Here is a 23,424-nt window from a genome sequence, read left to right as displayed (position 1 = left end):
GCCGGCAAGCAACGCACACATGGCCACTGAGAAGATTGTCTTTCGCATTGTTCAAAACTCCGATTGACGATGACATGCCAATCAAAGCGGCGCGCAAACGTTCCTGAGGACCTTCGTCCCAAGCTTTCGACATTCGTAGGAACGATGTTGCGCAACGTTGAATTAATTCCAGTCCCGCGGCCACTCCACGCACCCTTCCGCGAAGCGCGCGTGACTCATCCCAATGCGGCTTGAATTCTGACCGCCGACTACCGCATCATCATCCGCGCGATTGCTTCCCCGATCACCACCGTGGTGAAGTGCGTGTTGGCGCGGCAATCGGACGGCATGATCGAGGCATCGGCGACGCGCAGGCCGCTGATTCCCTTCACGTTGCCGTCGGGGTTGACCACGCCATCCGCGTCGCCCACGCCGCTCATGCGGCAGCTGCCGGCAGCATGCTGGATGTCGCCGGTCTCACGGCGCAGCACGGCGTCGAGCTCGTGATCGGGCAGGCCGGCGGCCTGCAGCAGCGTCAAATCCGTGTCGGCGAGCCTGATCCAGTCGGCAATCCCTGACAGGGCCGGCTGCGAGGTGATGACGGCGAGGCGTTTCACCGCATCCATCATGCGCAGCATGTCGCGGGGATCGGCCAGCATGTTCTCCTCGACGACGGGATCGATTGCAGGATCGGTCGAGGCCAGCTTGAGCGTTCCACGCGAATAGGCGTTGAACAGCCCGGCGCCGATCGCGCCGGGCACGCCGATGCCGCGATGATTGAACGCAATCAGAATCATGTCGCGCTTGCCGCCATTGGCGAGGCCCGAGGAATAGGTCACGCAGCAATTGGTGTGGCGCGTATCTGCATCGGTGGGACGAATCTCCTCCCGCAGCTGGATCGTGGCACGAAACAGCGGATGGTCGAAGAAATGGCGGCCGACCGGCAGCTCGCGTTCGACCTTAATCCCCATCGCCTTCAATTCCTCGGCCGGGCCGATGCCCGAGCGCAGCAGGATCGCCGGACTGTGGATGGCGCCGGCGCACAGCACGATCTGGCGTGCGCTGATCTCGTGGGTGCCCTGCCCCTCGATATGAACGCGGACGCCGGTCGCCCGTCCGTCGCTGATCAGCACGCGATCGACCAGCGCATGCCCGCGGATCTCCAGATTGGCGCGCCCGCGCGCCGGCTCGAGATAGCCCTCGTTGGTGGTGATGCGGCGCAAGTTGCGGCTGTTGATGGGATAGCACGCAACGCCCTCGCCATCCGGACCATTGACGTCGGCGCACCAGGGATAGCCGCTCGCCAGCGCCGCATCGCGCAAGCCCCGGTCGATCGGGCCCCATGTCTCCGGCGGCGCGCGATAGACCGGCAACGGCCCGCCGCGTCCGTGTCCCTCGGCGTCACCGAACTGCAGATCGTCCTCGATCACCGAGAACAGCGGCATCACCTCTTTCGCCGACCAGCCGGTGCAGCCATTGGCCGCCCATTCGTCGAAGGCATCGGCAACACCGCGGATCGCGATCTGGCCGTTCATCATCGACGAACCGCCGAGCCCCTTGCCGCGCCAGTAGAAGCGCGGCTCCTGCCCCGCGACGCGGCGCGTCAGCAGATCGGGCCACTGCCATTTCTCCTGGTACTCGCGCTTGTGGATGATCGGGATCGGATTCGGCGTCCTCACCTCCCAGGGCGCCTCGTCAGCGCGCCAGTCGCGCCCCGCCTCTAGCAGCAGCACGTGCCGTGCCGGATCCTCGGAGAGCCGCGCGGCAACGGCGGCGCCAGCGGAGCCACCGCCGACAACAATGACATCGTACATCGCCTTACTTCTCAACGTTCCAGAACACCGGGATGGCGGACGGTATCAGACCGCGCAAAGTCGCGCGATAGGCGGCCGGCTGGGCGAACTGCCCCCACGGGATTCCGGGCGCCTGGTCGTACATGACGGCCTGGATCTCGCCCGCGATCTTCTTCCGGTCCTCCTCGGCCGGCGCCTTGGCGAAGGCTTCCATCAGCGGCGTGATGCGCGCGTCGCATTGCCAGCCGGTGAAGTCGGCACAGTTGAAGGCGACCATGACATTGGTCAGCGGCGAGCCCAGATCGAAGCCGCCGGCGTGGACGCCATAGACGCTCCAGCCCTCCTTCTTGGCGCGGCGCGCCAGCACGCTCGCCCAGTCCATCACCTGCAGATCGACGTTGAAGCCGGCAGCCTTCAGCCGCTCGGCGAGCACCTGCGCCGAAACGCGCGGGGCTTCGAGGTCGTTGGCCTGCATCACGACGACGGGCTCGCCGGCATATTTGGTCGCCTTCAGCGCAGCCTTCGCTGCTTCGATCGAGGGCTTGGCCGCCGCTTCCGTGCCGGCCTTGCTCTCGTAGGTGGTGCCGCAGGTGAAGTAAGTCGCGCAAGGCGTGGCGTACTTGGCGTCGAGCCCGAGCGCATCCAGCACTTCGCGCTGGTCGACCAGCTTCCACAGCACGCGGCGGATTTCCGGATCATCGAACGGCTTCGAGGCGGCGTTGAGACGATAGGCACCGGCGAACATGTTGCCGCCGGTGAAGTTGACGAGCTTGACGCGCGTGTTCTTCTCAAGCTGCGGCAACAGATCGAACGGCGCGTACTGCATGAAATCGACTTCGCCGGCCTGCAGCGCAGAGGCGGCGGTCGCACCATCGGGAATGACGCGGATCTCCAGCGTGTCGACATTGACGCGCTTGCCGCCGGCCAGGAAGTCCGCGGGCTCGGAGCGCGGCACATAGTCGCCGAACTTCTTCAGGATCATGCGGTCGCCGGTGCGGTGTTCGGCCTTGCTGTAGACGAACGGTCCGGAGCCGATGATCTCGGCGATACGCTGGTCGCCCGGCGTCTTCGCGATGCGCTCGGGCATCATGAACGCGACCGGGCTGACGGGATTACCGAGTGCGTCGATGACGAGGCCGGACGGCTCCTTCAGCGTCAGCACGAAGGTTGTCGCATCGGTCGGCTCGAGGGAGGTCGTGATCGCAAAGATGCGGCGGCCGAGCGCGCTGCGCGTGCCCCAGCGACGCAGCGAGGCCACGCAATCGGCTGATGTGACCGGCTGGCCGTCATGCCATTTCAGGCCGTCGCGCAGCGTGAACGTATAGGTCAACCCGTCGGGCGAGACCTTCCAGTCCTGCACCATTTGCGGCTTGATGTCGCCCTTGGAATCCTTCGCAAACAGCGTGTCGAACACCATGTAGCCGAACGTGCGCGAAATATAGGCCGTGGAGAAATGCGGATCGAGCGTGACGATCTCCGCCTCGAGCACCGCGACGAGATTGCCCGCCGCATGCGCAGGCGCCGCCACCAGCGCGAGGCCGAACAGCGCCGGAATGAAAGCCTTCAGTTTGAGCATTGGGATGTTTTTGCCTTTCGACCAGCCGTTTGCAGTCGCCAGGAAAAAGCAATGTTCGTGCCCGCACGTATGCGCTCGCGGCTAGCTGCCACGCGTTTGCGGGGTACTCAATGTCAGTTGGAGAACAGCGCTATCGCCTCTCGTCATTGCGAGCGCAGCGAAGCAATCCAGAGTCTTTCCGCGGTGGGATTCTGGATTGCTTCGCTGCGCTCGCAATGACGATGTGGGGACAGATGCGCGCCACACCCTCGTGCCCGGGACCAGCGCAGCGTCACTTCGACGGTGCGCTGCTGAGCCGGGGCCCATGTCTCCCAGAAATCCGTGCAGCGTGGGTCCCGGCTCTGCGCAGCAACGCAAGATGCGTTGCAGCGCGTCCGGGACACCAGATCGCCCTACCCGATCACCCGGCCGAACTTGTTCGACTTCGGAAAACCCTTGGGCGGCAGGCGGCCGGCGTCGGCGCGGGTGCCTTGCCACTCCGCGAGCTCCTTCATGGTCGCGGAGAATTCGCGTCCTGCGGAGTCCTTCCAGGTCAGGCCCGCCTTGGAGTCGAATACCGCAACGTCGGACAGACCGCCGTCCTTGTACTTCTGCAGCCGCACGCCGCGGCCGCGCGCCATTTCCGGCACCTGGTCGAGCGGGAAGACCAGCATCTTGCGGTTCTCGCCGATGACGGCGACGGTGTCGCCCGTCACCTCGGTGATCGCGCGCGCCTCGTTCGGCATGTCGACGTTGAGGACCTGCTTGCCCTTCTTGGTGGTGCCGACGCAATCGTCCTCATTGACCACAAAGCCCTGGCCCTCGTGGCTCGCGACCAGGAATTTGCGGCCACCCTTGTTGACGAACAGCGCGACGGGCGCGGCCTCCTGCTCCAGATCGATGAACAGTCGGATCGGCTCGCCATGGCCGCGGCCGCCCGGCAGCTTCGCAACGTCGAGCGAGTAGAACTTGCCGTTGGTGGCGAACAGCAGCAGCTTCGAGGTCGTCTCGGCAAAGAACGCGAAGCCGAGCTTGTCATCCTGCTTGAAGGCGAGGCCCGAGAGATCCTCGACATGGCCCTTCATGGTGCGGATCCAGCCCTTGTCGGAGACGACGACGGTGACCGGCTCGCGCTCGACGAAGGCCTCCTCGATCGCGGCGAGGTCGTGCTCCGGCGCATCCGCAAAGGTGGTGCGGCGCTTGCCGAGCGGCGTCTTCGGCCCGAACATGTCGCGGACCTTGCCGACCTGCTCGCCGACCTTCTTCCACTGCTCGGTCTCGGAGGCCAGCAGGGCCTGGATGCCCTTCAGCTCCTTGCGCAGATCCTTGTCCTCGGTGCGGATGTCCATTTCCTCGAGCTTGCGCAGATTGCGCAGCCGCATGTTGAGAATGGAGTCGGCCTGCAGGTCGGTGAGCTTGAACGCCTTCATCAAGGCCGGCTTCGGCTCGTCCTCGTTGCGGATGATCCGGATCACCTCGTCGATGTTGAGATAGGCGATCAGCAGACCGCCGAGGATTTCGAGCCGGTGCTCGATCTCGCCCTTGCGGTAATTGGTGCGGCGGATCAGGACGTCGCGCAGATGATCGAGCCATTCGCGCAAGCACTCCGCGAGCCCCACGACCTTGGGAATGCGGCCCTTGATCAGCACGTTGAGGTTCAGCGGAATCTTGTTTTCGAGCTCGGTGAGCCGGAACAGCGATTCCATCATCAGCGCCGGATCGACGTTCTTCGACTTCGGCTCGATCACGATGCGGACGTCTTCGGCCGATTCGTCCCTGATGTCGCCGACCAGCGGCAGCTTCTTCTGGTCCAGCAGCTCGGCGACCTTCTCGATCAGGCGCGACTTCTGCACCAGGAACGGAATCTCGGTGACGACGACGACCCAGGTGCCGCGCGCACCCTCCTCCTGCGTCCACCGCGCACGGACGCGAAACGAGCCGCGGCCGGTGGTGTAGGCCTCCGCAATCGCCTGCTTGGAATCGACGATGATGCCGCCGGTCGGAAAATCCGGGCCCTTCACCCACTTCAAGAGCGCCTTCGACTTCGCGTCGGGCTTCTCGATCAGATGCAGCGCGGCATCGCACAGCTCGGCGGCATTGTGCGGCGGGATCGAGGTCGCCATGCCGACGGCGATGCCCTGTGCGCCGTTGGCGAGCAGGTTCGGGAAACCGCCCGGCAGCACGACGGGTTCTTTCGACTGGCCGTCGTAATTGGCGCGGAACTCGACGCCGTCCTCGTCGATGCCCTCGAGCAGAAGCCGCGCGACGTCGGTCATGCGCGCTTCGGTGTAGCGGTAGGCGGCGGGGTTATCGCCGTCGATATTGCCGAAATTGCCTTGGCCGTCGACCAGCGGATAGCGCGAGGAGAAATCCTGCGCGAGACGGACCATGGCGTCGTAGATCGCCTGGTCGCCATGCGGATGGAACGAGCCCATCACGTCGCCGACGATCTTGGCCGACTTCTTGAAGGGCGTGCCGGGGTCGAGCCTGAGCAGGCGCATGCCGTAGAGGATGCGCCGGTGCACCGGCTTCAGGCCGTCGCGCGCGTCCGGCAGCGCACGGTGCATGATGGTGGAGAGGGCATAAGCGAGATAGCGCTCTTCCAGCGCCTCACGCAGCGGCACCTCGTGGATTTCAGCCGGTTCTTCCGGCGGAACGATTCGTTTTCCCATGCCGCCCGGTTAAACCGTGGAAGCGAATCGGGCAAGGATCGAATGGTTCCCTGTGGGCGGCCTACTGGCCCGCCCAGCCGGCGGTGACGGTCTGGGTTTTGGCCGCACCCGGCGCTTGAGCGGGCGCCGGCACATTGACCAGGCAACGGCGGGCGGCCTCGATCTCGGCCTCGGTGGCGCCGTGGGACCGCGCCCATGTCTCTGCCGCGGCAGCGGAATATTTCGCGACGTAGTATCGCACCACCGTGCACGAGGCCCGGCGAAATACCCCGGGCTGCGGCTCGCCGGCCATGGCGTCGGGCGCGAAGGCAAGCAGCGTCGCGGACAAGGCGAATCCCTTGATCAACATTTGGGCTGTCCCCCGATGTGGAACCTCGGGCCCAATTCAGCTCGGGCCGATTTCGTTCCATGGAACCGCATGCCAATGCGCAAAGCTGGGCAGCCGTTGCGTCATGGCGCGGGGATGGCCGCCCTCGCCTGCTGCCGCATCAAGGCGTTGATAAAGCCGGCCCGCGCATCTGAATGGCCCTGGCCGCGCGGCTCCAGCACGTGGCGGAGCAGAAACAGGCCCGTGAGTCGGAAGCCGTCCTGGAGATCCTGCTCGGTAAGATCGCTCGCGGTTTCACCCTGGCGCAGGAACGGCGGCAGGCGCAACAGCCGGTCGCGCCACGGCTCGCCCGCGCCGCGCGATACCGCGCCGCCGGATTTCGGCGAGACATAGATCAGGTCCGTGGTCTCGCCGGTCACCGTACAATTGTCCAGCGCCAGACCGAAACCCAGCTCGGCGAGCATCGCCAGCTCGAAATGGATCAGGTGCACGGCCGCGCTGCCGATGTCGTCGAAGTCGTCGAGCGAATGTTCGAGCAGCGCAAAGATGTCTTCATGCGGATCGCGCTCCGGCAAGAGCCGCGCGATCGAGGCGAGATGGGTGACGCCATAGACGCCATAGGATGACCCCAGCAGCGTCGCCGCGCGCAGCTTCAATCCCTCGATCGTATAAGTGCCCAGATGCTCGTCGAGCCGCGCCCGCCACACCGCACTGACGCTATTCCCCGGCTGCAGCAGCGGCCGCATCCGCGCGCCGGCGCCGCCGCGGACCAGCCCGAGATGCCGGCCATGCGCGCGCGTCAAGAGTTCGACGATGGCGCTAGACTCGCCATGCCGCCGCACCCCCAGCACGATGCCTTCATCGGACCATTCCATGGGGGAGATCTTATCGCATTTCGAGCTGTCGTAGAGCCTGTGAGCCAATTCGTTTTGTTTCGGCTTCGGCATCAAGGGGTGGTATCGCCCCTTGATGGGGGAAGCCGGCGGCGTCAGGCTGTTGGTTATCTATGCTTTTGCGAGACGATGCCCTTGCAGGATGTTGTTGGTGAGGGCGTACCAGAGCACGACGGCACGGACCTTCTCGATGCCGCGCACGGTCAGTTGCCTGAGGTCCCAGTTGCGCCAGCGGGCATGGATGCATTCGCAGATGGTACGGGCCTGGTACTGTGCCTTGCCGGCTTCGCTGGCCATGCGAGCACGCCAGGCCGCTATGCCAGGACCGTCGCTGCTCCGGGGTAAGAAGGGATCGACACCGCTCCTGGATTGGGGCGGTGGACAGTAAACCTCGATGCCCTCGCCATGCGCCCATTCGATGTCGTCGCCAGTGCAGAACCCGCCATCGGCGAGGTAGCGGCGTGGCAAGCGCTTCAGCCGAGCGCGCGTTCGCTCCAGCATCGGGCGCATCAAGCCACGATCTGAGCCGCTGTTGTCGACATCGATCGCGACCACGATCAGTTCGCCAGCCGCGCTAGCCACCTGCACATTATAGGCCGGACGGAAGCCGGCATCGGCCATCTTCATCACCCTGGCCTGCGGGTCGGTGGTGGAGGCCCGAGGCTCCTTCGGCTTCTTGCCATTGCCGCCCTTGTCGTCGAGCTGTTTTCGCTTGCGCTTGATCTCGGCCAGCGCGGCCTGCGCGGCTTGCACCCGCTCGCTGCGTTCGCGCGCCGCCCGCTCTTTGGCGGCCCGGATCCGCCGATTGCTGGCTTCCGGGTCCGCATCGACCTCGCGCTTGAGCTCTTCCACAATGGCCTCGGCCTGCGCCATCTGCCGATCCAGCGTCGCCTCCCGCCGGAACGATCCGGTCCCGGCATTCGCTCGTATCCGCACCCCGTCCTGGGTCAGCTTCTCCAGATCGACCAGCCCTGCCTCGTTCAGGGCCACCAGATGTTCAACCAGCAAACGGTCGAGCAAGTCGGCACAGCCGACCCGGAAGTCCGACAGCCCGTGATGGTTCAACGACACGCCACCGCAGAGCCAGCGGTAGACGTCGTGGCTGTCGCAGAGCCGGTCCAGCGCCCGCGCGCTGCCAACGGCATCGCTCGCGGCGTACAGCCAAAGCGCCAGCAACAACCGTGGCGATGGCGCCGGATGGCCCGGCCTGTTTTCCCGTGCCTTGACGCGATCTTCCAGCTCGCTCAGGTCCAGCCCTTCGACATAAGCCCAGATCACCCGCGCTGGATGATCCTGCCCGATCAGGCTGTCGATATCGACCGCTCGCAATTCGACCTGATTGCGCACAGGCTCGCGCAGCCGAGGTGCGCCTTGCGGCACCGCTTCGGTTCGTGCCGACTGCTCCGGCAATTCACCAAAAAGTCCGTCGTCAGCCATCATCCTCTCCAGCAGATCAGTCTGCCCAGAGAATCACATTCGTCTGACGCGCGGTACAAAAGATTCACAGTCTCGTAGGGTGGGCAAAGCGAAGCGTGCCCACGCAATTTTTGCGACCAGGATGAGATGGTGGGCACGGCGCGCAAGGCGCGCCTTTGCCCACCCTACAGCACCGCACAAAATCTCACGCGTTGAACCAGCCCTGCGCGTCGCCGCTGAAGGAGAAATAGAGGCCGATCGTCGTCAGCGCGCAGGAGACGATCTCGATGGCGCTGTCGAGCTCCAGTCCCTTCGCGCCGATGATCTGGCCGAGCGAGATCACCGACAGCACGAGGGCCGCCGCCAGCACCCAGCGCGGCCAGTTCTTGCGATGATGCGCAGCCAGCCGGACGAAATAGAGCAGCAGGAGGATCATGCCCCCGGCGAGCAACGTCCCGGTCATGATCATCTGCTCGGTCACCTCGGCACTAGGCGTGCGGTCCTGCACGGCCACCGAGACGGCATCCAGCATCAACGATGCATAGAGCAGCGCTTCGAAGCGCTGGACGTTGACGGGTAGGCTCATCGAATGCCGATCTTTTCTTGGTTATTCTTTCGGGAAGTCCAGACCCATCTCGCGGTAGCGATCGGGATCGTCGCCCCAGTTCTCGCGCACCTTGACGAACAGGAACAGGTGCACCGGCACGTCCAGGATCTGCATCAGCTCCTTGCGCGAGTCGGCGCCGATCGACTTGATGGTGGCGCCGCCCTTGCCGAGCACGATCTTGCGCTGGCTTTCGCGCTCGACATAGATCGTCTGCTCGATCCGCACCGACTTGTCCTTGCGCTCCTCCCACTTGTCGGTCTCTACCGTGGACTGGTACGGCAATTCCTGGTGCAGCTTCTGATAGATCTTCTCGCGCGTGATCTCCGCTGCCAGCTGCCGCATCGGCGCGTCCGACATCTGGTCCTCAGGATAGAGGAACGGGCCCGGCGGCACCATGTCCGCGAGCGTCTTGCGGATGTCGTCCACGCCGTCGCCCGAGATCGCCGAGATCATGAACGTCCGCACGAAGCTCATGCGCTCGTTCGCGGCCTGCGCCAGGGCCAACAGCTTCTCGCGCTGGACCAGATCGACCTTGTTGATGACGAGGATCTTGTCGTGATTGACGCTGGCCGCCTTGGCGAGGATCGCCTCCGCCTCCTCGTCGATCCCGGTCTTGGCATCGAGCAGCACGCAGACGAGATCGGCATCGTGGGCCCCGCTCCAGGCGGTCGAGACCATGGCGCGGTCGAGCCGGCGCTTGGGCGAGAAGATGCCGGGCGTGTCGACCAGGATGATTTGCGCGTTGTTCTCGATGACGATGCCGCGGATCAGCGCGCGCGTGGTCTGCACCTTGCGCGAGACGATCGTGACCTTGGCGCCGACCAGCGCGTTGACGAGCGTGGACTTGCCGACATTCGGCGCGCCGATCAGCGCGACGAAACCGCAGCGCGTCGCGCTGGGTGCCTCGCCGCTTGCTTCAACCATCATTGCCGCCGCCGACGCCTTCGCGTTCGATCATCACTGAGGCTGCCACCTTCTCTGCCGCGCGCTTGCTGCCGCCGATGCCCTCGGCCGGCGCGAGGCCCGGCAGATCGACGGCGACGCGGAACTGCGGATCGTGATGCGGGCCGGTACGCTCGACCTCGCGATAAACCGGCGTCGGCAGTCCCTTGCCTTGCGCCCATTCCTGCAGCACGGTCTTGGGATCGCGCAACGGACGGCGCGGCTTGTGCATACGCTCGGTCCAGTTACGCTTGACGAATTCGGCTGCCGCCGCATGGCCGCCGTCGAGATAGACGGCGCCGATCACGGCCTCGCAGATGTCGCCGAGAATGGATTTGCGCAGGCGGGCATCGGCACTGGAGCCGACCGAGCCCAGCTTGATGTCGTCGACGAGACCGAGCGACTTGGCGACGTCCGCGCAGCTCTCCTTGCGCACGAGCTCGGCAAGACGCTTCGACAGCTCGCCTTCGTCGGCGTTCGGGAAGGCGTGATAGAGCATGTCCGAGACGACGAGGCCGAGCACGTGGTCGCCGAGGAATTCCAGCCGCTGATAACTGTCGCCGCGCTTGCGCCCGGACTTCAGGGCCGAGACATGCGTGATCGCCTGCATCAAGAGGTTCGGGTCAGTGAAGCTGTGGCCGATGCGCGCTTCGACCGCCGCATTCGCGTCCGTGCCTTTGGCCTTGCTGCTCCGCGCCCGCTTCTTCTTCGCAGGCGCCTTGTCTGCAGATGCCTTGTCGGCCGGTGTTTTGTTTGCGGGCGACTTGGTCGCGGCTTCCCCTTCGGGGCCCGCCTGCGCCTCGATTGGTTGGGTCGCGATGTCCTTTGCTTCGTCTTTCATCGGACGATTTTGAAGAAGCGATTCCAGCGCACCGCCCACGGCCAGCGCCAGAACATCCAGGCATGCTCGCCTTCAGCGATCGAGAAGAAGATCATCTGGGCGCGGCCGATCAAGTTCTCCTGCGGGACGTAGCCGACCTGGCCGAGAAAGCGGCTATCGGTGGAATTGTCGCGATTGTCACCCATCATGAAGAAGCGGCCGGCCGGCACGGTGTAGACGTTGGTGTTGTCCATGTAGCCGTTGTCGGCGCAGTCCAGCGTCTCATAGGACACGCCGTTCGGCAGCGTCTCCTTCCAGCGCTTCACCCGGGAGATGCCGCCGCCCTCCGAGCCGCAAGGGTCCTCGCCGACATATTCGCTCATGCGCTGCCGCTCGACAGGCACATCGTTGATGTAGAGCAGCCCGTCCCGCATCTGGATGCGGTCGCCGGGAAGCCCGATCACGCGCTTGATGTAGTCGGTGGAATCGTCCTTCGGCAGGCGGAACACGACGATGTCGCCGCGGGCCGGGTCCGAGCCCCAGATCCGTCCCGAGAACAGCGGCGGCGAGAACGGAATCGAAAAATGGCTGTAGCCGTAGGAATATTTCGAGACGAACAGATAGTCGCCGACCAGCAACGTCGCCTTCATCGAGCCGGACGGGATGTTGAAGGGCTGAAACAGGAAGGTGCGGATCACGAGCGCGATCAGGAGAGCATGAATGACGACCCGGATCGTTTCGCCGACGCCGCTCTCAGTTTTCGTTCCTGAAGTCACGCTCATTGCTCTCTCAATTCCGGCCGGCGGTCACAGAGCGCCCTCCTGGCGCGAACAGCCCATCGCTTCGCGGCCCATGGAGATTGTCCTGATTCTGATAGTGGGGGCCAATTCCGGCGTAAAGGCGAATTCGCCCAAGCTGGTTTGGGTCGGCGGACTTTTAGACGGTTGTCGGAGGCCACGCAATCAAGGATCGCATCAAAACTGAATAAGGCATTGATTCCAAATACGAATTATAAAATCGACCGGATCGCGTCAGGGCTTCACCAAGGGCACGGCCGAAATGATGACGAAAGCCTGAGCCAGCGGCCAGTCGTCTGTGATCGAAAGGTCGATCCGCGCCTCGAATCCCTCCGGCGTCAGGGCCTGGAGCCGGGCCAGGGCGCCGCCGGTCAGCTGCATGGTCGGCCGCCCGCTGGGCAGGTTGACCACCCCCATGTCGCGCCACCAGACGCCGCGCCTGATGCCGGTGCCGAGCGCCTTGGAGCAGGCCTCCTTGGCGGCGAAACGCTTGGCGTAGGTCGCCACCACCATCTTCTCGTTCTTGGCCCGCCGCTCCGCCTTGGCCCGCTCGGCAGCGGTGAAAATGCGGTCGAGGAACCGCTCACCATGGCGCTCGATCACCCTGGCCACGCGGGTGATGTCGATCAAGTCGGAGCCGATGCCGATGATCATGCCCGGCTCCGGCCACGGTCCATCGCCGCGCGCATGCTGCGCACGGTCTCGGCCAGCCCCACGAACAGCGCCTCGCCGATCATGTAATAGCCGATGTTCAGCTCCATGATTTCCCGCAAGCCGGCGATCTTCTCCGCCGTCGCATAGTCCAGCCCGTGACCGGCGTGAACCTCAAGCCCCGCGTCCTTGGCCAGCTTCGCTCCCGCCACGATCCGCCGCCATTCGGCCTCGGCCTTGTCGCTGTGGCCGTCGGTGACGGCATCGCACCAGGCGCCGGTGTGGATCTCGATCACGGGCGCGCGTAGCCGCGCCGCCATCTCGATCTGGGCGGGGTCGGCCGCAATGAACAGCGACACGCGGATGCCGGCCTCGTTCAGCCGCGCGATATAGGGCGCGAGCGCGTCGCGCTGGCCGACCACATCCAACCCGCCTTCGGTCGTCACCTCCTGGCGCCGCTCCGGCACGAGGCACACCGCGTGCGGCTTGGTGGCGAGCGAGATCCGCATCATGTCGTCCGTTGCGGCCATCTCGAAATTGAGCGGCTTGGAGATCTCCGCCTTCAGGCGCGCCATGTCCTCGTCGCGGATGTGCCGGCGGTCCTCGCGCAAATGTGCGGTGATGCCGTCGGCGCCGGCCTCGATCGCGAGCAGCGCCGCGCGCACCGGATCGGGATGGCGGCCGCCGCGCGCGTTGCGCACGGTTGCAACGTGATCGATGTTGACGCCGAGGCGGAGCTTCGAAGCGGGCATTTCAGGACTCGCGAAATCAGAGGGAACGGCGCATGCGAGATGCGCCTATCCATTAACACGTTCGACTTTGGCGACCACCGCCTTCGCGCGCAGCTGGGCCAGGATCGCGCTCAGGTGCTTCAAATCGTAGACTTCGAGATCGATCGTCGTCTCCGTGAAATCGGGCGAGCGGCGCTGCATGCTGATGTTGTCGATGTTGCCGTCGTGCTCGGCGATCACGGTCGCGATCTGCGCCAGCGCGCCGGGCTCGTTGACGTTCTCGACCTTGATGCGGGCGGGGAAGCGCTGCGGCGCGGAGTCCTCGATGTCCCAGCGGACGTCGAGCCAGCGCTCCGGCTCCTCCTCGAAATCCTTCAGGGCCGGTGCCTGGATCGGATAGATCGTGATGCCCTCGCCCGGGGTGACGATGCCGACGATGCGATCGCCGGGGACCGCGCCGCCGTTCGGCGCGAACTTCACCGGAAGGTCGGAATTGATGCCGCGGATGGGGATCGCAACCGGGCTGCGCGCCGGTTCGGAGACCCCCTTCTCCTTGAGCTTGGCGGCAAGCCCCTTCTTGACGCCGTAGCGCGCGATGCGCTCCTCCTTGTAATCGGGGTACATCGCACGTGCGACATGGGAGGCCTTGATCTCCCCTCGCCCCACCGCCGCCATGACGTCCTCGATCGAAGTGCGCGCGAGCCGCGGCAGCGCGCCTTTGAGCTTGTCGTCGGCGTATTCGATCTTGGCGCGCTCGAACAGGCGCTCGACGATGCGCCGGCCGAGCCCGACATATTGATCGCGCACCGCGGTACGGGTGGCGCGGCGGATCGCGGCGCGCGCCTTGCCGGTGACGGCCAGCGTCTCCCAGGCCGAGGGCGGCGCCGACTGCGCCTCCGAGGTCAGCACCTCGACCTCGTCGCCGTTCTGAAGCTCCGAGGACAGCGGCGCGAACTTGCCGTTGATCTTGCAGCCGACCGCGCTGTTGCCGACGTCGGTATGCACGGCATAGGCAAAGTCGATCACGTTGGCATGGCGCGGCAGCGCGATCAGCTTGCCCTTGGGGGTGAAGCAGAACACCTGGTCGTGGAACAGCTCGAGCTTGGTGTGCTCGAGGAATTCCTCCGGGTTCGCGCTTTCCGAGAGGATGCCGATGGTGTGGCGCAGCCAGGCGAAGGCGTTGGACTCGCGCTTGAGGAATTCGGTCGGCGAACCCACACCCTCCTTGTAGAAGACGTGCGCGGCGATGCCGCGCTCGGCGATCTGGTCCATCGCCTCGGTGCGGATCTGGAGCTCGACGCGCTGATTGCCGGGGCCGATCACGGTGGTGTGGATCGAGCGATAGTCGTTCTGCTTCGGCGTCGAGATGTAGTCCTTGAAGCGCCCCGGCACGACCGGCCAGGTGGTGTGGACGATCCCGAGCGCGCGATAGCAGGCCTCGATGTCGCTGACGACGAGGCGGAAGCCGAAGATGTCGGACAATTGCTCGAAGCCGACCGACTTGCGCTCCATCTTGGTCCAGATCGAGAACGGCTTCTTGCGCCGGCCATAGACCCGCGCCCCCAGACCCCGATGGCGCAGATTGTTGGAGAGCTGGTCCTCGATCTCGCCGATCAGGTTGCGGTTGCGCTCGGCGAGCGCATCGAGCCGCTGCATCACCACCGAATAGGCTTCGGGATCGAGGGTGCGGAAGGACAGGTCCTCCAGCTCCTCGCGCATCTCCTGCATGCCCATGCGGCCCGCCAGCGGCGCGTAGATGTCGAGCGTCTCCTCGGCGATGCGCCGGCGCGATTCCGTGGGCACGAAATCCAGCGTGCGCATGTTGTGCAGGCGGTCGGCGAGCTTGACCAGAAGCACGCGGACATCGTCGGCAATGGCCAGCAACAATTTGCGCAGGTTCTCGGCCTGCTTGGCTTCGCGCGAGACCAGCTCGAGCCGCTTCAGCTTGGTCAGGCCCTCGACCAGCGCCCCGATTTCGGATCCGAAGATCTGGTCGATCTCGGCCCGCGTCGCCTCGGTGTCCTCGATCGTGTCGTGCAGCAGCGCGGCCACGATGGTGGCGTCGTCGAGCTTGAGGTCGGTGAGAATCGCCGCCACTTCGAGCGGGTGCGAGAAATACGGATCGCCCGAGGCGCGGGTCTGCGAGCCGTGCGCCTTCATGGCGTAGACGTAGGCCCGGTTCAGCAGGTCTTCGTTGGTGTTGGGATTGTAGGACCTGACGCGCTCGACGAGGTCATATTGACGCATCATGCGGGCGCGGGGCCTGGCCGGGCGCGCGACCGGCGCAGTCGGGGCCACGGCAACCGATTCGGTTGCGGCCTGCATCTGCGTGGATCTGCGGCGCCGATATACCATGCCGTCCTGCCTTCAAACGGGCTCGAACCGGCCCGCTGCATACATCCTAACTCCGATCGCGCTCGTGTCCGATCAATTCAGTGACAGGGCAAAGCGCCAACCGCAGCGCTATGGTAACCACGAAAAGGTCAACAAAAGCAAAGGCCCGAACAGCGGTTCGGGCCTTTGATATGATCACAAGAAGAAGATGATCGCGATGGAGGAATTACTCGTCTTCCTCGGGCTGCTCCTCGGGGGGCGCGAGGCCTTCCAGGCCCTTCAGCAGCTCCTCTTCGGTCATGCGCTCCACCGCGACCTCGGTGTCGTCGGCATCGACGCTTGCGCCCGCGGAACCGATCAGCGGCACCGTATCCGGCTCGGGCTCATCCACCTCGACGAACTTCTGGAGCGAGTGGACCAGCTCCTCGCGGAGGTCCTCCGGCGAGATCGTCGTCTCGGCAATTTCACGCAAAGACACAACAGGGTTCTTGTCGTTATCGCGGTCAACCGTTAGTTGTGAACCGGACGAGATCATGCGGGCACGGTGGGCGGCCAGCAGGACCAAGTCAAACCGGTTGTCGACCTTGTCGATACAATCTTCTACGGTGACGCGAGCCATGGACTGTCGCTCCGTTGTGGGTGGGACGAAATATGTGGATGATTGGGGCTAGTTATAGGGGCCGGGACGGTTTCGCAAGGCCATTTTGTGATTTGGCCTCGCCAAACCGCTCTGCTACCCCCACATTGGGGCTGGGACGGGTGGTTTTCCGGGCTGCCGTTGGGGGCGGCGCCGGGTGCATGCAAGTCCGCCATAACTATACCTTGATTGCCCCGACTTCTCCGGATTTGCGGTTTCGACGGATCTCTGCGGCACTCTAGAACTGCGCGGCCCACTGTCGCCGCGCCAACAAAAAACGATCAATCACGAACGCTACGCGAGCAAACTGAATGTCACCTTCTCCTACCAACAAGATCGCGCTCTTCATCGACGGGGCCAATCTCTACGCGACGGCGAAAACCCTCGGCTTCGACATCGACTACAAGCGCCTGCTGAAGGAGTTTCAGAGCCGCGGTACGTTGTTGCGGGCGTTCTATTACACCGCCATCATCGAAGACCAGGAATACTCCTCGATCCGCCCGCTGATCGACTGGCTGGACTACAACGGCTACACCGTCGTCACCAAGGCGACCAAGGAATTCATCGACGCCTCCGGCCGCCGCAAGGTGAAGGGCAACATGGACATCGAGCTCGCCGTGGACGCCATGGAGCTCGCCGAGCACATCGACCAGATGGTGCTGTTCTCGGGTGACGGCGACTTCCGCTCGCTGGTCGAGGCCGTCCAGCGCCGCGGCGTGCGGGTCACGGTGGTCTCCACCATTGCCAGCCAGCCGCCGATGATCGCCGACGAGCTGCGCCGCCAGGCCGACGTCTTCACCGATCTCGTCGAGCTGCAATCCAAGCTCGGCCGCGATCCGTCCGAGCGCCCCGCCCCGCGTGACCGCGGCGAGCGTGGCGAACGTCATCACGCCCCGCAATTCCTCCAGCGCGCGACCACGATGGCGCCGAGGGGCGATGACGACTTCGAGGAGTGAGGCGGCACGGTCAAGCCGCCAGCCTCTCACCGTCGTTCCCGACCGCGACTGCCCGCTCTGTCCGCGCCTGGTCGCCTTTCGCGAGGCGAACCGCGCGCGCGAGCCATCGTGGCACAATGCGCCTGTTTTACCCTTCGGCGACATCAAGGCCCGCCTCCTGATCGTGGGCCTCGCGCCGGGAATGCAGGGCGCCAACCGCACGGGGCGGCCGTTCACCGGCGACTATGCCGGCGACCTGCTCTACGCCACGCTGATCGAATACGGCTTTGCCAGGGGCACCTATCAGGCGCGCCCGGACGACGGCCTGAAACTCGTCGATTGCCGGATCGCCAATGCCGTGCATTGCGTGCCGCCGCAGAACAAGCCGCTGCCGGTCGAGATCAACACCTGCCGCCAGTTCCTCGTGGCCAATCTGGCGACGATGCCGAACCTGCGCGCGATCGTCGCGCTCGGGCGGATTGCGCACGACAGCGTGCTCAAGCCGCTGAACCTGAAGGCCTCACAAGCTCCCTTCGGCCATGGCGCGGTGCATCAGGCCGGCGCGTTCAGGCTCTACGACAGCTATCACTGCTCCCGCTACAACACGAACACCGGCGTGCTGACCCCGGACATGTTCAGATCGGTGTTCGCGAAGGTGAAGGCGGATCTCGACTAGCTATTGGCGGGATTCGCCTTGAGCCAGGCCAGCACGTCGCCGGCGTTCCGATCGGGCGGAAACACGGGATAGAACACGTGTGTGATCCTGGCGTCGTCGATAACAAGCGCGAGGCGCTTGATCAGCGTCAGGCCCGCGACCTCCATGGTCGGCAAGTTCAAGGCGCGCGTCAGCGCCAGCTTCTCGTCCGAGAGCACCGGGAACGGCAGATGCAGGCGCGAAGCCATCTCGATCTGGTAGTCGTTGCTCTGGGTCGAGAGGCCGAACACGTGCGAGGCGCCGGCGGCTTTCAGCTCGGCGTAGAGATCGCGGAATGCGCAGGTCTGGGGCGTGCAGCCGCGCGCTCCCGGGATCATGTCCCAATCGTCGACCAGCGCGATCTTGCCGGGCTCTCCGGTGCGGGGATAGGCGAACACCACGGTTCGGCCGCGCAGCGCCGACAGGGTGACCGACGTATCGTCGGTCGCAAGCAGGCCGATCGGCGGCAATGTCATGCCCTCGAGATGGGCAGCGGCGCCGTCGTCGGAAGGCGCGGGAATCTGGCTCCAGTCGACCTCGAGCAGGTTCCGTTGATTCATCTCGTCATCCCCTCGCCCGCAGCAGCCGGCCCTTCTCCCGGCTCCAGTCGCGCTTCTTCTCGGATTCGCGCTTGTCGTGCAGCTTCTTGCCCTTCGCAACCGCCAGCTGCAGCTTGGCCCGGCCGCGCTCGTTGAAGTAAAGCTTGAGCGGGATCAGCGTCATGCCCTCGCGGTCGACCGCCCCGATCAGCTTGTTGATCTGGCGGCGGTGGAGCAGCAGCTTTCGCGGCCGTTTCGGCTCGTGGTTGAAGCGGTTGCCTTGCAGATATTCGGGAATGGTGGCGTTGATCAGCCAGATCTCGCCGTTCTTGGAATCGGCATAGGATTCCGCGATCGTGCTCTTGCCGTTGCGGATCGACTTGACCTCGGTGCCGGTCAGCGCAATGCCCGCCTCGATCGTGTCCTCGATGGCGTAGTTGAAACGCGCCTTGCGATTTTCCGCCATCACCTTGATCGGACGTTCGTTCTTATCGGCCATGACCTACAAAACCTGACGGGCAAACCTGATCGAGATGCGCTCGGATTCTAACAGTTCGGATGAAGTGGGCGCGTCACTTCTTGAGGAGATCGCGGATCTCGGTCAGCAGCTCGACTTCGGCCGACGGCTTTGGCGGAGCGGCGGGCGCCGCCTCCTCCTTGCGCTTCAAGGTGTTCATGGCGCGGATCACCAGGAACAGCACGAAGGCGACGATGATGAAGTTGATCGTCAGCGTCAGGAAGCTGCCGTAAGCAAGGACGGCGCCTTGCTTTTTCGCATCCGCTAAGTTGGTGGCGGTGACCGCCTTCGACAAGGGGATGAAGTAGTTCGAGAAGTCGAGGCCGCCTGTCGCAGCGCCGATGATCGGCATGATGACGTCACCGACCAGCGAGGTGACGATGGCGCCGAAGGCCGCGCCGATGATGACGCCGACCGCGAGGTCGACGACGTTGCCCTTCATGGCGAACTCACGGAACTCCTTGAGCATACGCGCGCCCTTTTCGTCCACGCTCATGAAAGGCCCCCCGAACGGCTATTGCGTCAGTTGATCAGGCCGGCGTGAACCATCGCGCTTTTCACGGCAACGCGGGTCGGCTCGGACACCGGAACCATCGGCAGCCGCAACGTCTCGTCCAGCTTGCCGAGCAGCGACATCGCGTACTTGATCGGCGCCGGGTTGCTCTCGATGAAGAGGTTGTTGTGCAGCGGCATCAGCTTGTCGTGGATCGCGAGCGCCGTCTTGGTGTCGCCCTTCTGCCAGGCGGCGTGGAACTCCGAGCACAGGCGCGGCGCGACGTTCGAGGTCACCGAGATGCAGCCATGGCCGCCATGGGCCATGTAACCGATGATGGTGGCGTCCTCGCCGGAGAGTTGGTTGAAATCCTCACCCATTGCCGCGCGCTGCTGCGACACACGGACCATGCTGGCGGTGGCATCCTTGACGCCGGCGATGTTCTTCAGCTCCCACAGCCGCTTCATGGTGTCGACCGACATGTCGATCACCGAGCGCGGCGGGATGTTGTAGATGATGATCGGAATCCCGATCGCATCGTTGATCGCCTTGAAGTGCTGGTACATCCCTTCCTGGGTCGGCTTGTTGTAATAGGGCGTGACGATCAGCACGGCGTCCGCGCCCGCCTTTTCGGCGTGCTGCGAGAGCTCGATCGCCTCCTTGGTCGAGTTGGAGCCGGCCCCCGCGATGACGGGCACGCGGCCCTTGGCTTCAGCGATGCACCATTCCACGACCTTCTTGTGCTCGTCATGGCTGAGCGTCGGGCTCTCGCCGGTGGTGCCGACCGGAACGAGGCCACTGGTGCCCTCGGAGATCTGCCAGTTGACCAGGGAGCGAAACGCCGCCTCGTCCAGCGCGCCGTTCTTGAACGGGGTGACCAAGGCGGTGAACGACCCTCGGAATTTCGTCTTGGCTGCCATGGACTTCCTCCGTACGCGGCTTTCTTGAGCAAGCTCCCTTCATATCGGGTCTATCCGGCCGGTAAAAGGCCCGCGGTCTGTGCGCGGCTGGGTTTAGGCCGCGATTTTGCCGCGGTGCTGGTGCAAATCGGCCCGAGGTAAGCGGCTGTTGGTATTTTCTCCGCATATTCAAGCAAATTCAGCTAGGTCTTGAGCCACTTCACTGATTCGGGGCGACGAAACGCCGTGACCTCCTTTGCTTCTGCCGCATGGCGATCCCTGGGTATGGCCGTGTGCCTGATGGCAGGGCTGTCGATGGGCTGCGCCGCCCTCGCCAAGTCCAACGAGACGGCCGCGGAAACCAAGGATCCCGCCAAGCCGGCCGCCAAGGACGCGGCGAAGGGCGCGACCAAGGGATCGACCCAGGGATCGACCAAGGAAACAGCGAAGGACACAGCCAAGGGAACCGGCAAGGACGCCGCGAAAGCCGCGAGCAAGGGTGCGCCTGGCACCCCCGCCAAGGACGCCGCGAAGAAGCCCGACGCCGGCAAGAACGCCAGCAAGGAACCGGCGAAGGACAAGCCCAACGACAAACCCAAGCCTGCGGCCGCAACCCCTGCAGCCGCGCCAAAGGCGGCGCCGACTGTGAGCGGCGCGCCGCCCAAGGCAGCCCCCGCCCCGGCCGTGACGGCCACGATCAAACCGGCTGCGCCAGCCCCCGCGAGGCCGGCCGCAGCTCCCATGCTGGCGCCTGCAACCCGCCAGCATGCAACGCCGCGCAAGCCGGTCATCCCGGCTGCCGTCGCGGCGACATCGTCGACGTCGCAGTCCGACAAGGACACGCTGGAGAGCGTCATCGAGCTCGTGCGCAAGCGCAAGGCCGGCGACGCCACCAATGCCGCGGCCGGTATCTCCGATCCGGTCGCGCGAAAGCTCGCCGAATGGATCATCCTGCGCAGCGACGACAATGGCGCGACCGTGGAACGCTATCGCGCCTTCCTCTCCGCCAATCCGAGCTGGCCGTCGCAGACCTTCCTGCGCCGGCGCCTCGAGGCCGCGATGTGGGACGACAGGCGCGACGAGACGGTCGCGTGGTCGTGGTTCGAGAACGAGTCGCCGATTTCCGCCAAGGGCCGCTTCACGCTCGCCAAGGCGATGCTCGCTCGCGGCGACCGCGCCAATGCCGAGCGGCTGGTGCGCGAGGCCTGGCGCGGCGACCCGATGTCGGAAGATACCGAGAACAACGCGCTGGACCAGTTCGGCGCCCTGCTCACGCCGGGCGACCAGAAAGCGCGGATGGACAACCTGCTCTACGGCAGCGAGAACGAGGCGGCGCTGCGCGCCGCCAAGCGCCTCGGCGCCGGCTATGTCGCGCTCGCCAAGGCCCGCATCGCCACGGTCAAGAAGGCGCCGAACGCGCGGGCACTGCTCGATGCGGTGCCGCGCGAGCTGCACAGCGATCCCGGCTTCGTCTTCAGCAAGATCCAGCTCCTGCGTCGCGAGGAGAAGTTCACTGAAGCCGCCCAGCTGATGCTGTCCGCGCCGAAGGATCCGGGTCGCCTCCACAATCTCGACGAATGGTGGATCGAGCGGCGCCTCTTAGCGCGCAAGATGATCGACACCGAGGAATTCCGCAGCGCCTATCTGATTGCGCGCGACGCCGCCCTGCCCTCGCGCGACATCTACAAGACCGAGCAGGAGTTCACCGCCGGGTGGATCGCGCTGCGCTTCCTCAACGACCCCACGACAGCCGCCCAGCACTTCGCCCGCATCGGCGTCGGCAGCGTCAATCCGACCACGCTGGCGCGTGCCGGCTATTGGCAGGGCCGCGCTGCCGAGGCGATGGGCCGCCAGCAGGAGGCGCGCAACGCCTATGCGCGGGCGGCCGAGCAATCGACCAGCTATTACGGCCAGCTCGCGCGCGCAAAGCTCGGCCTGCCGCAGATCGAGCTCAACAACCAGCCGCGCGGGCGCGGCGCCGAGCGGCTCGAGATCGTGCGCGCGGCGCAACTGCTCTACGAGCTCGATGAGCGCGAGCTCGCGGTGCCCATGCTCGCCGACATGGGCGAGAACGGCGATCCCGAGGCGCTTGCCGGCCTCGGCGAGCTGACGCAGCGCTATAGCGATGCGCGCGGCATGCTGCTGCTCGGCAAGGCCGCACTCAACCGCGGCCTGCCGTTCGATTTCTATGCCTACCCCGTCAACGGCATTCCTCAGTTCACGCCGATCGGCCCCGAGGTCGAGCGCAGCATCGTCTATGCGATCGCGCGGCAGGAAAGCGCATTCAACCCGTCGGTGGTGTCGCCGGCGCAGGCCTACGGGCTGATGCAGGTGACGCCCGACGCCGCCCGCTACGTCTGCAAGCGCCATGGCGCAACCTATGACCTGGGACGGCTGAAGAACGATTCGGTCTACAACGCCACGCTCGGCTCGGCGGAGCTGGGCGGACTGCTCGAGGATTATCGCGGCTCCTACATCATGACCTTCGCCGCTTACAATGCCGGCCGCGGCAGCGTGAAGAAGTGGGTCGAGCGTTACGGCGATCCGCGCGACCCCAAGGTCGACGCCGTCGACTGGGTCGAGCTGATTCCGTTCTCCGAGACGCGCAACTACGTGCAGCGAATCATGGAGAACCTTCAGGTCTACCGCGCCCGCTTCGGCGGCGGCACCCGCTTGCAGATCGAAGCCGATCTGCGCCGCGGCGCCGGAAGCGTGGAATAGCCGCGCTTCCTGCGGCTTGAACCCAACCTACACCTTCCAGGAGTGGAAGGGTCCGAGATGGTAGTCTCGCCCGTTCTCGTGCGGTTATCTCTGCTGCCGGAAGATCCGAAGCCGGCCCCGGGCACACGCGGGCAACGCTTTTCACCACGTCCTGGTCATCGGGGCGGAGCGGCCTGCGGGGCGCCGGAGGGACCGGATTGGCCCGGCTGCGACCAATATGGATTAGCCAGGCACATCGCAGATAGTCCCATAGCCGCGGCCCTGCAGTCTTCCCAAGACAGGAAGCTACAGTAAGTCCTGCTGCTGCCACCCCACTCCCATTTCTGGAGGCAGACCGGGTAACGGGGATCGAGGGGTTCGGCAGCTGCAGGCGCAATAAGTGCGATGACCGTCGCAATCATCGATGCCGCTGTCATGGCCAACATCCGTCCGGTCAAAACCTTCACGCGCTGAAGCTCCAATACGATGCAC

The 23,424-nt window shown here is 65.0% G+C and carries 22 protein-coding genes; 3 read left to right on the top strand and 19 right to left on the bottom strand.

The window, feature by feature from the left end:
- Window positions 1–248: 248 nt before the first annotated feature.
- From ACNJYA_RS17290 to rpoZ, 14 genes are all read right to left on the bottom strand, one after another.
- Window positions 249–1,793: a GMC family oxidoreductase gene (locus ACNJYA_RS17290; protein WP_439367066.1), complete on the bottom strand. Its 1,545-nt coding sequence runs from the start codon at window positions 1,791–1,793 to the stop codon at window positions 249–251.
- 4 nt (window positions 1,794–1,797) lie between these two features.
- Window positions 1,798–3,348, bottom strand: coding sequence for an ABC transporter substrate-binding protein (locus tag ACNJYA_RS17285; protein WP_439367064.1), 1,551 nt, complete (start codon window positions 3,346–3,348; stop codon window positions 1,798–1,800).
- A gap of 392 nt (window positions 3,349–3,740) precedes the next feature.
- Window positions 3,741–5,999: a DNA topoisomerase IV subunit A gene (gene parC / locus ACNJYA_RS17280; RefSeq protein WP_439367062.1), complete on the bottom strand. Its 2,259-nt coding sequence runs from the start codon at window positions 5,997–5,999 to the stop codon at window positions 3,741–3,743.
- A gap of 61 nt (window positions 6,000–6,060) precedes the next feature.
- Window positions 6,061–6,348: a hypothetical protein gene (locus ACNJYA_RS17275; protein ID WP_172783432.1), complete on the bottom strand. Its 288-nt coding sequence runs from the start codon at window positions 6,346–6,348 to the stop codon at window positions 6,061–6,063.
- Between the two features lie 101 nt (window positions 6,349–6,449).
- The gene (gene recO / locus ACNJYA_RS17270) at window positions 6,450–7,202 is read right to left on the bottom strand and encodes a DNA repair protein RecO (protein ID WP_439367060.1); all 753 of its coding nucleotides are present in this window, start codon (window positions 7,200–7,202) and stop codon (window positions 6,450–6,452) included.
- 129 nt (window positions 7,203–7,331) lie between these two features.
- On the bottom strand, window positions 7,332–8,660 hold the full coding sequence (locus ACNJYA_RS17265) for an IS1182 family transposase (RefSeq protein WP_212257604.1): 1,329 nt from the start codon (window positions 8,658–8,660) through the stop codon (window positions 7,332–7,334).
- Window positions 8,661–8,841: 181 nt separating this feature from the next.
- Window positions 8,842–9,222, bottom strand: coding sequence for a hypothetical protein (locus ACNJYA_RS17260; protein ID WP_439367058.1), 381 nt, complete (start codon window positions 9,220–9,222; stop codon window positions 8,842–8,844).
- Between the two features lie 21 nt (window positions 9,223–9,243).
- Window positions 9,244–10,170: a GTPase Era gene (era, locus tag ACNJYA_RS17255; RefSeq protein WP_172783429.1), complete on the bottom strand. Its 927-nt coding sequence runs from the start codon at window positions 10,168–10,170 to the stop codon at window positions 9,244–9,246.
- Complete coding sequence (gene rnc / locus ACNJYA_RS17250) at window positions 10,160–11,026, bottom strand: ribonuclease III (protein ID WP_172783428.1); 867 nt, start codon at window positions 11,024–11,026, stop codon at window positions 10,160–10,162. Before rnc ends, era begins: the two co-directional genes overlap by 11 nt.
- Entirely contained in the window at window positions 11,023–11,787 is a 765-nt protein-coding gene (lepB, locus tag ACNJYA_RS17245) for a signal peptidase I (protein ID WP_172783427.1), read from the bottom strand. The genes rnc and lepB overlap by 4 nt, the downstream gene beginning before the upstream one ends.
- A 249-nt stretch (window positions 11,788–12,036) precedes the next feature.
- Window positions 12,037–12,456, bottom strand: coding sequence for a holo-ACP synthase (gene acpS / locus ACNJYA_RS17240; protein WP_439367055.1), 420 nt, complete (start codon window positions 12,454–12,456; stop codon window positions 12,037–12,039).
- Window positions 12,453–13,205, bottom strand: coding sequence for a pyridoxine 5'-phosphate synthase (locus tag ACNJYA_RS17235; protein WP_439367053.1), 753 nt, complete (start codon window positions 13,203–13,205; stop codon window positions 12,453–12,455). The genes acpS and ACNJYA_RS17235 overlap by 4 nt, the downstream gene beginning before the upstream one ends.
- Window positions 13,206–13,250: 45 nt before the next feature.
- On the bottom strand, window positions 13,251–15,539 hold the full coding sequence (locus tag ACNJYA_RS17230) for a RelA/SpoT family protein (RefSeq protein WP_172783424.1): 2,289 nt from the start codon (window positions 15,537–15,539) through the stop codon (window positions 13,251–13,253).
- A 205-nt stretch (window positions 15,540–15,744) separates the two neighbouring features.
- Window positions 15,745–16,137, bottom strand: coding sequence for a DNA-directed RNA polymerase subunit omega (rpoZ, locus tag ACNJYA_RS17225; protein ID WP_007603391.1), 393 nt, complete (start codon window positions 16,135–16,137; stop codon window positions 15,745–15,747).
- 329 nt (window positions 16,138–16,466) lie between these two features.
- On the opposite strand from rpoZ, the gene ACNJYA_RS17220 reads away from it, so the two are divergent.
- On the top strand, window positions 16,467–17,111 hold the full coding sequence (locus tag ACNJYA_RS17220; RefSeq protein ID WP_025036724.1) for a LabA-like NYN domain-containing protein: 645 nt from the start codon (window positions 16,467–16,469) through the stop codon (window positions 17,109–17,111).
- Entirely contained in the window at window positions 17,092–17,766 is a 675-nt protein-coding gene (locus ACNJYA_RS17215; RefSeq protein WP_212255107.1) for a uracil-DNA glycosylase, read from the top strand. The genes ACNJYA_RS17220 and ACNJYA_RS17215 overlap by 20 nt, the downstream gene beginning before the upstream one ends.
- On the opposite strand, the gene ACNJYA_RS17210 is transcribed toward ACNJYA_RS17215, so the two are convergent.
- The 4 genes from ACNJYA_RS17210 to dapA form a co-directional block, all read right to left on the bottom strand.
- The gene (locus tag ACNJYA_RS17210) at window positions 17,763–18,344 is read right to left on the bottom strand and encodes a peroxiredoxin (RefSeq protein ID WP_172783422.1); all 582 of its coding nucleotides are present in this window, start codon (window positions 18,342–18,344) and stop codon (window positions 17,763–17,765) included. The two genes, ACNJYA_RS17215 and ACNJYA_RS17210, sit on opposite strands and share 4 nt — an antisense overlap.
- 4 nt (window positions 18,345–18,348) lie before the next feature.
- On the bottom strand, window positions 18,349–18,822 hold the full coding sequence (gene smpB / locus ACNJYA_RS17205; protein WP_025036727.1) for an SsrA-binding protein SmpB: 474 nt from the start codon (window positions 18,820–18,822) through the stop codon (window positions 18,349–18,351).
- Between the two features lie 73 nt (window positions 18,823–18,895).
- Window positions 18,896–19,309, bottom strand: coding sequence for a large conductance mechanosensitive channel protein MscL (gene mscL, locus ACNJYA_RS17200; RefSeq protein ID WP_212255509.1), 414 nt, complete (start codon window positions 19,307–19,309; stop codon window positions 18,896–18,898).
- A 53-nt stretch (window positions 19,310–19,362) separates the two neighbouring features.
- A complete protein-coding gene (gene dapA / locus ACNJYA_RS17195) occupies window positions 19,363–20,253 on the bottom strand; it encodes a 4-hydroxy-tetrahydrodipicolinate synthase (RefSeq protein WP_212255106.1) in 891 nt (296 codons plus the stop codon).
- A gap of 279 nt (window positions 20,254–20,532) precedes the next feature.
- Here dapA and ACNJYA_RS17190 point away from each other — a divergent pair, with 279 nt between their 5' ends.
- Window positions 20,533–22,953, top strand: a complete 2,421-nt coding sequence (locus tag ACNJYA_RS17190; RefSeq protein WP_439403450.1) for a transglycosylase SLT domain-containing protein — start codon at window positions 20,533–20,535, stop codon at window positions 22,951–22,953.
- A 155-nt stretch (window positions 22,954–23,108) separates the two neighbouring features.
- On the opposite strand, the gene ACNJYA_RS17185 is transcribed toward ACNJYA_RS17190, so the two are convergent.
- Window positions 23,109–23,354, bottom strand: a complete 246-nt coding sequence (locus tag ACNJYA_RS17185) for a DUF3551 domain-containing protein (RefSeq protein ID WP_439403449.1) — start codon at window positions 23,352–23,354, stop codon at window positions 23,109–23,111.
- Window positions 23,355–23,424 lie beyond the last annotated feature (70 nt).

Source organism: Bradyrhizobium sp. BLXBL-01 (assembly GCF_051853025.1).
Taxonomy (GTDB): Bacteria; Pseudomonadota; Alphaproteobacteria; order Rhizobiales; family Xanthobacteraceae; genus Bradyrhizobium.
Note: the sequence above shows the minus strand (reverse complement) of the source record. Positions and strands in the feature narration are given on the sequence as shown.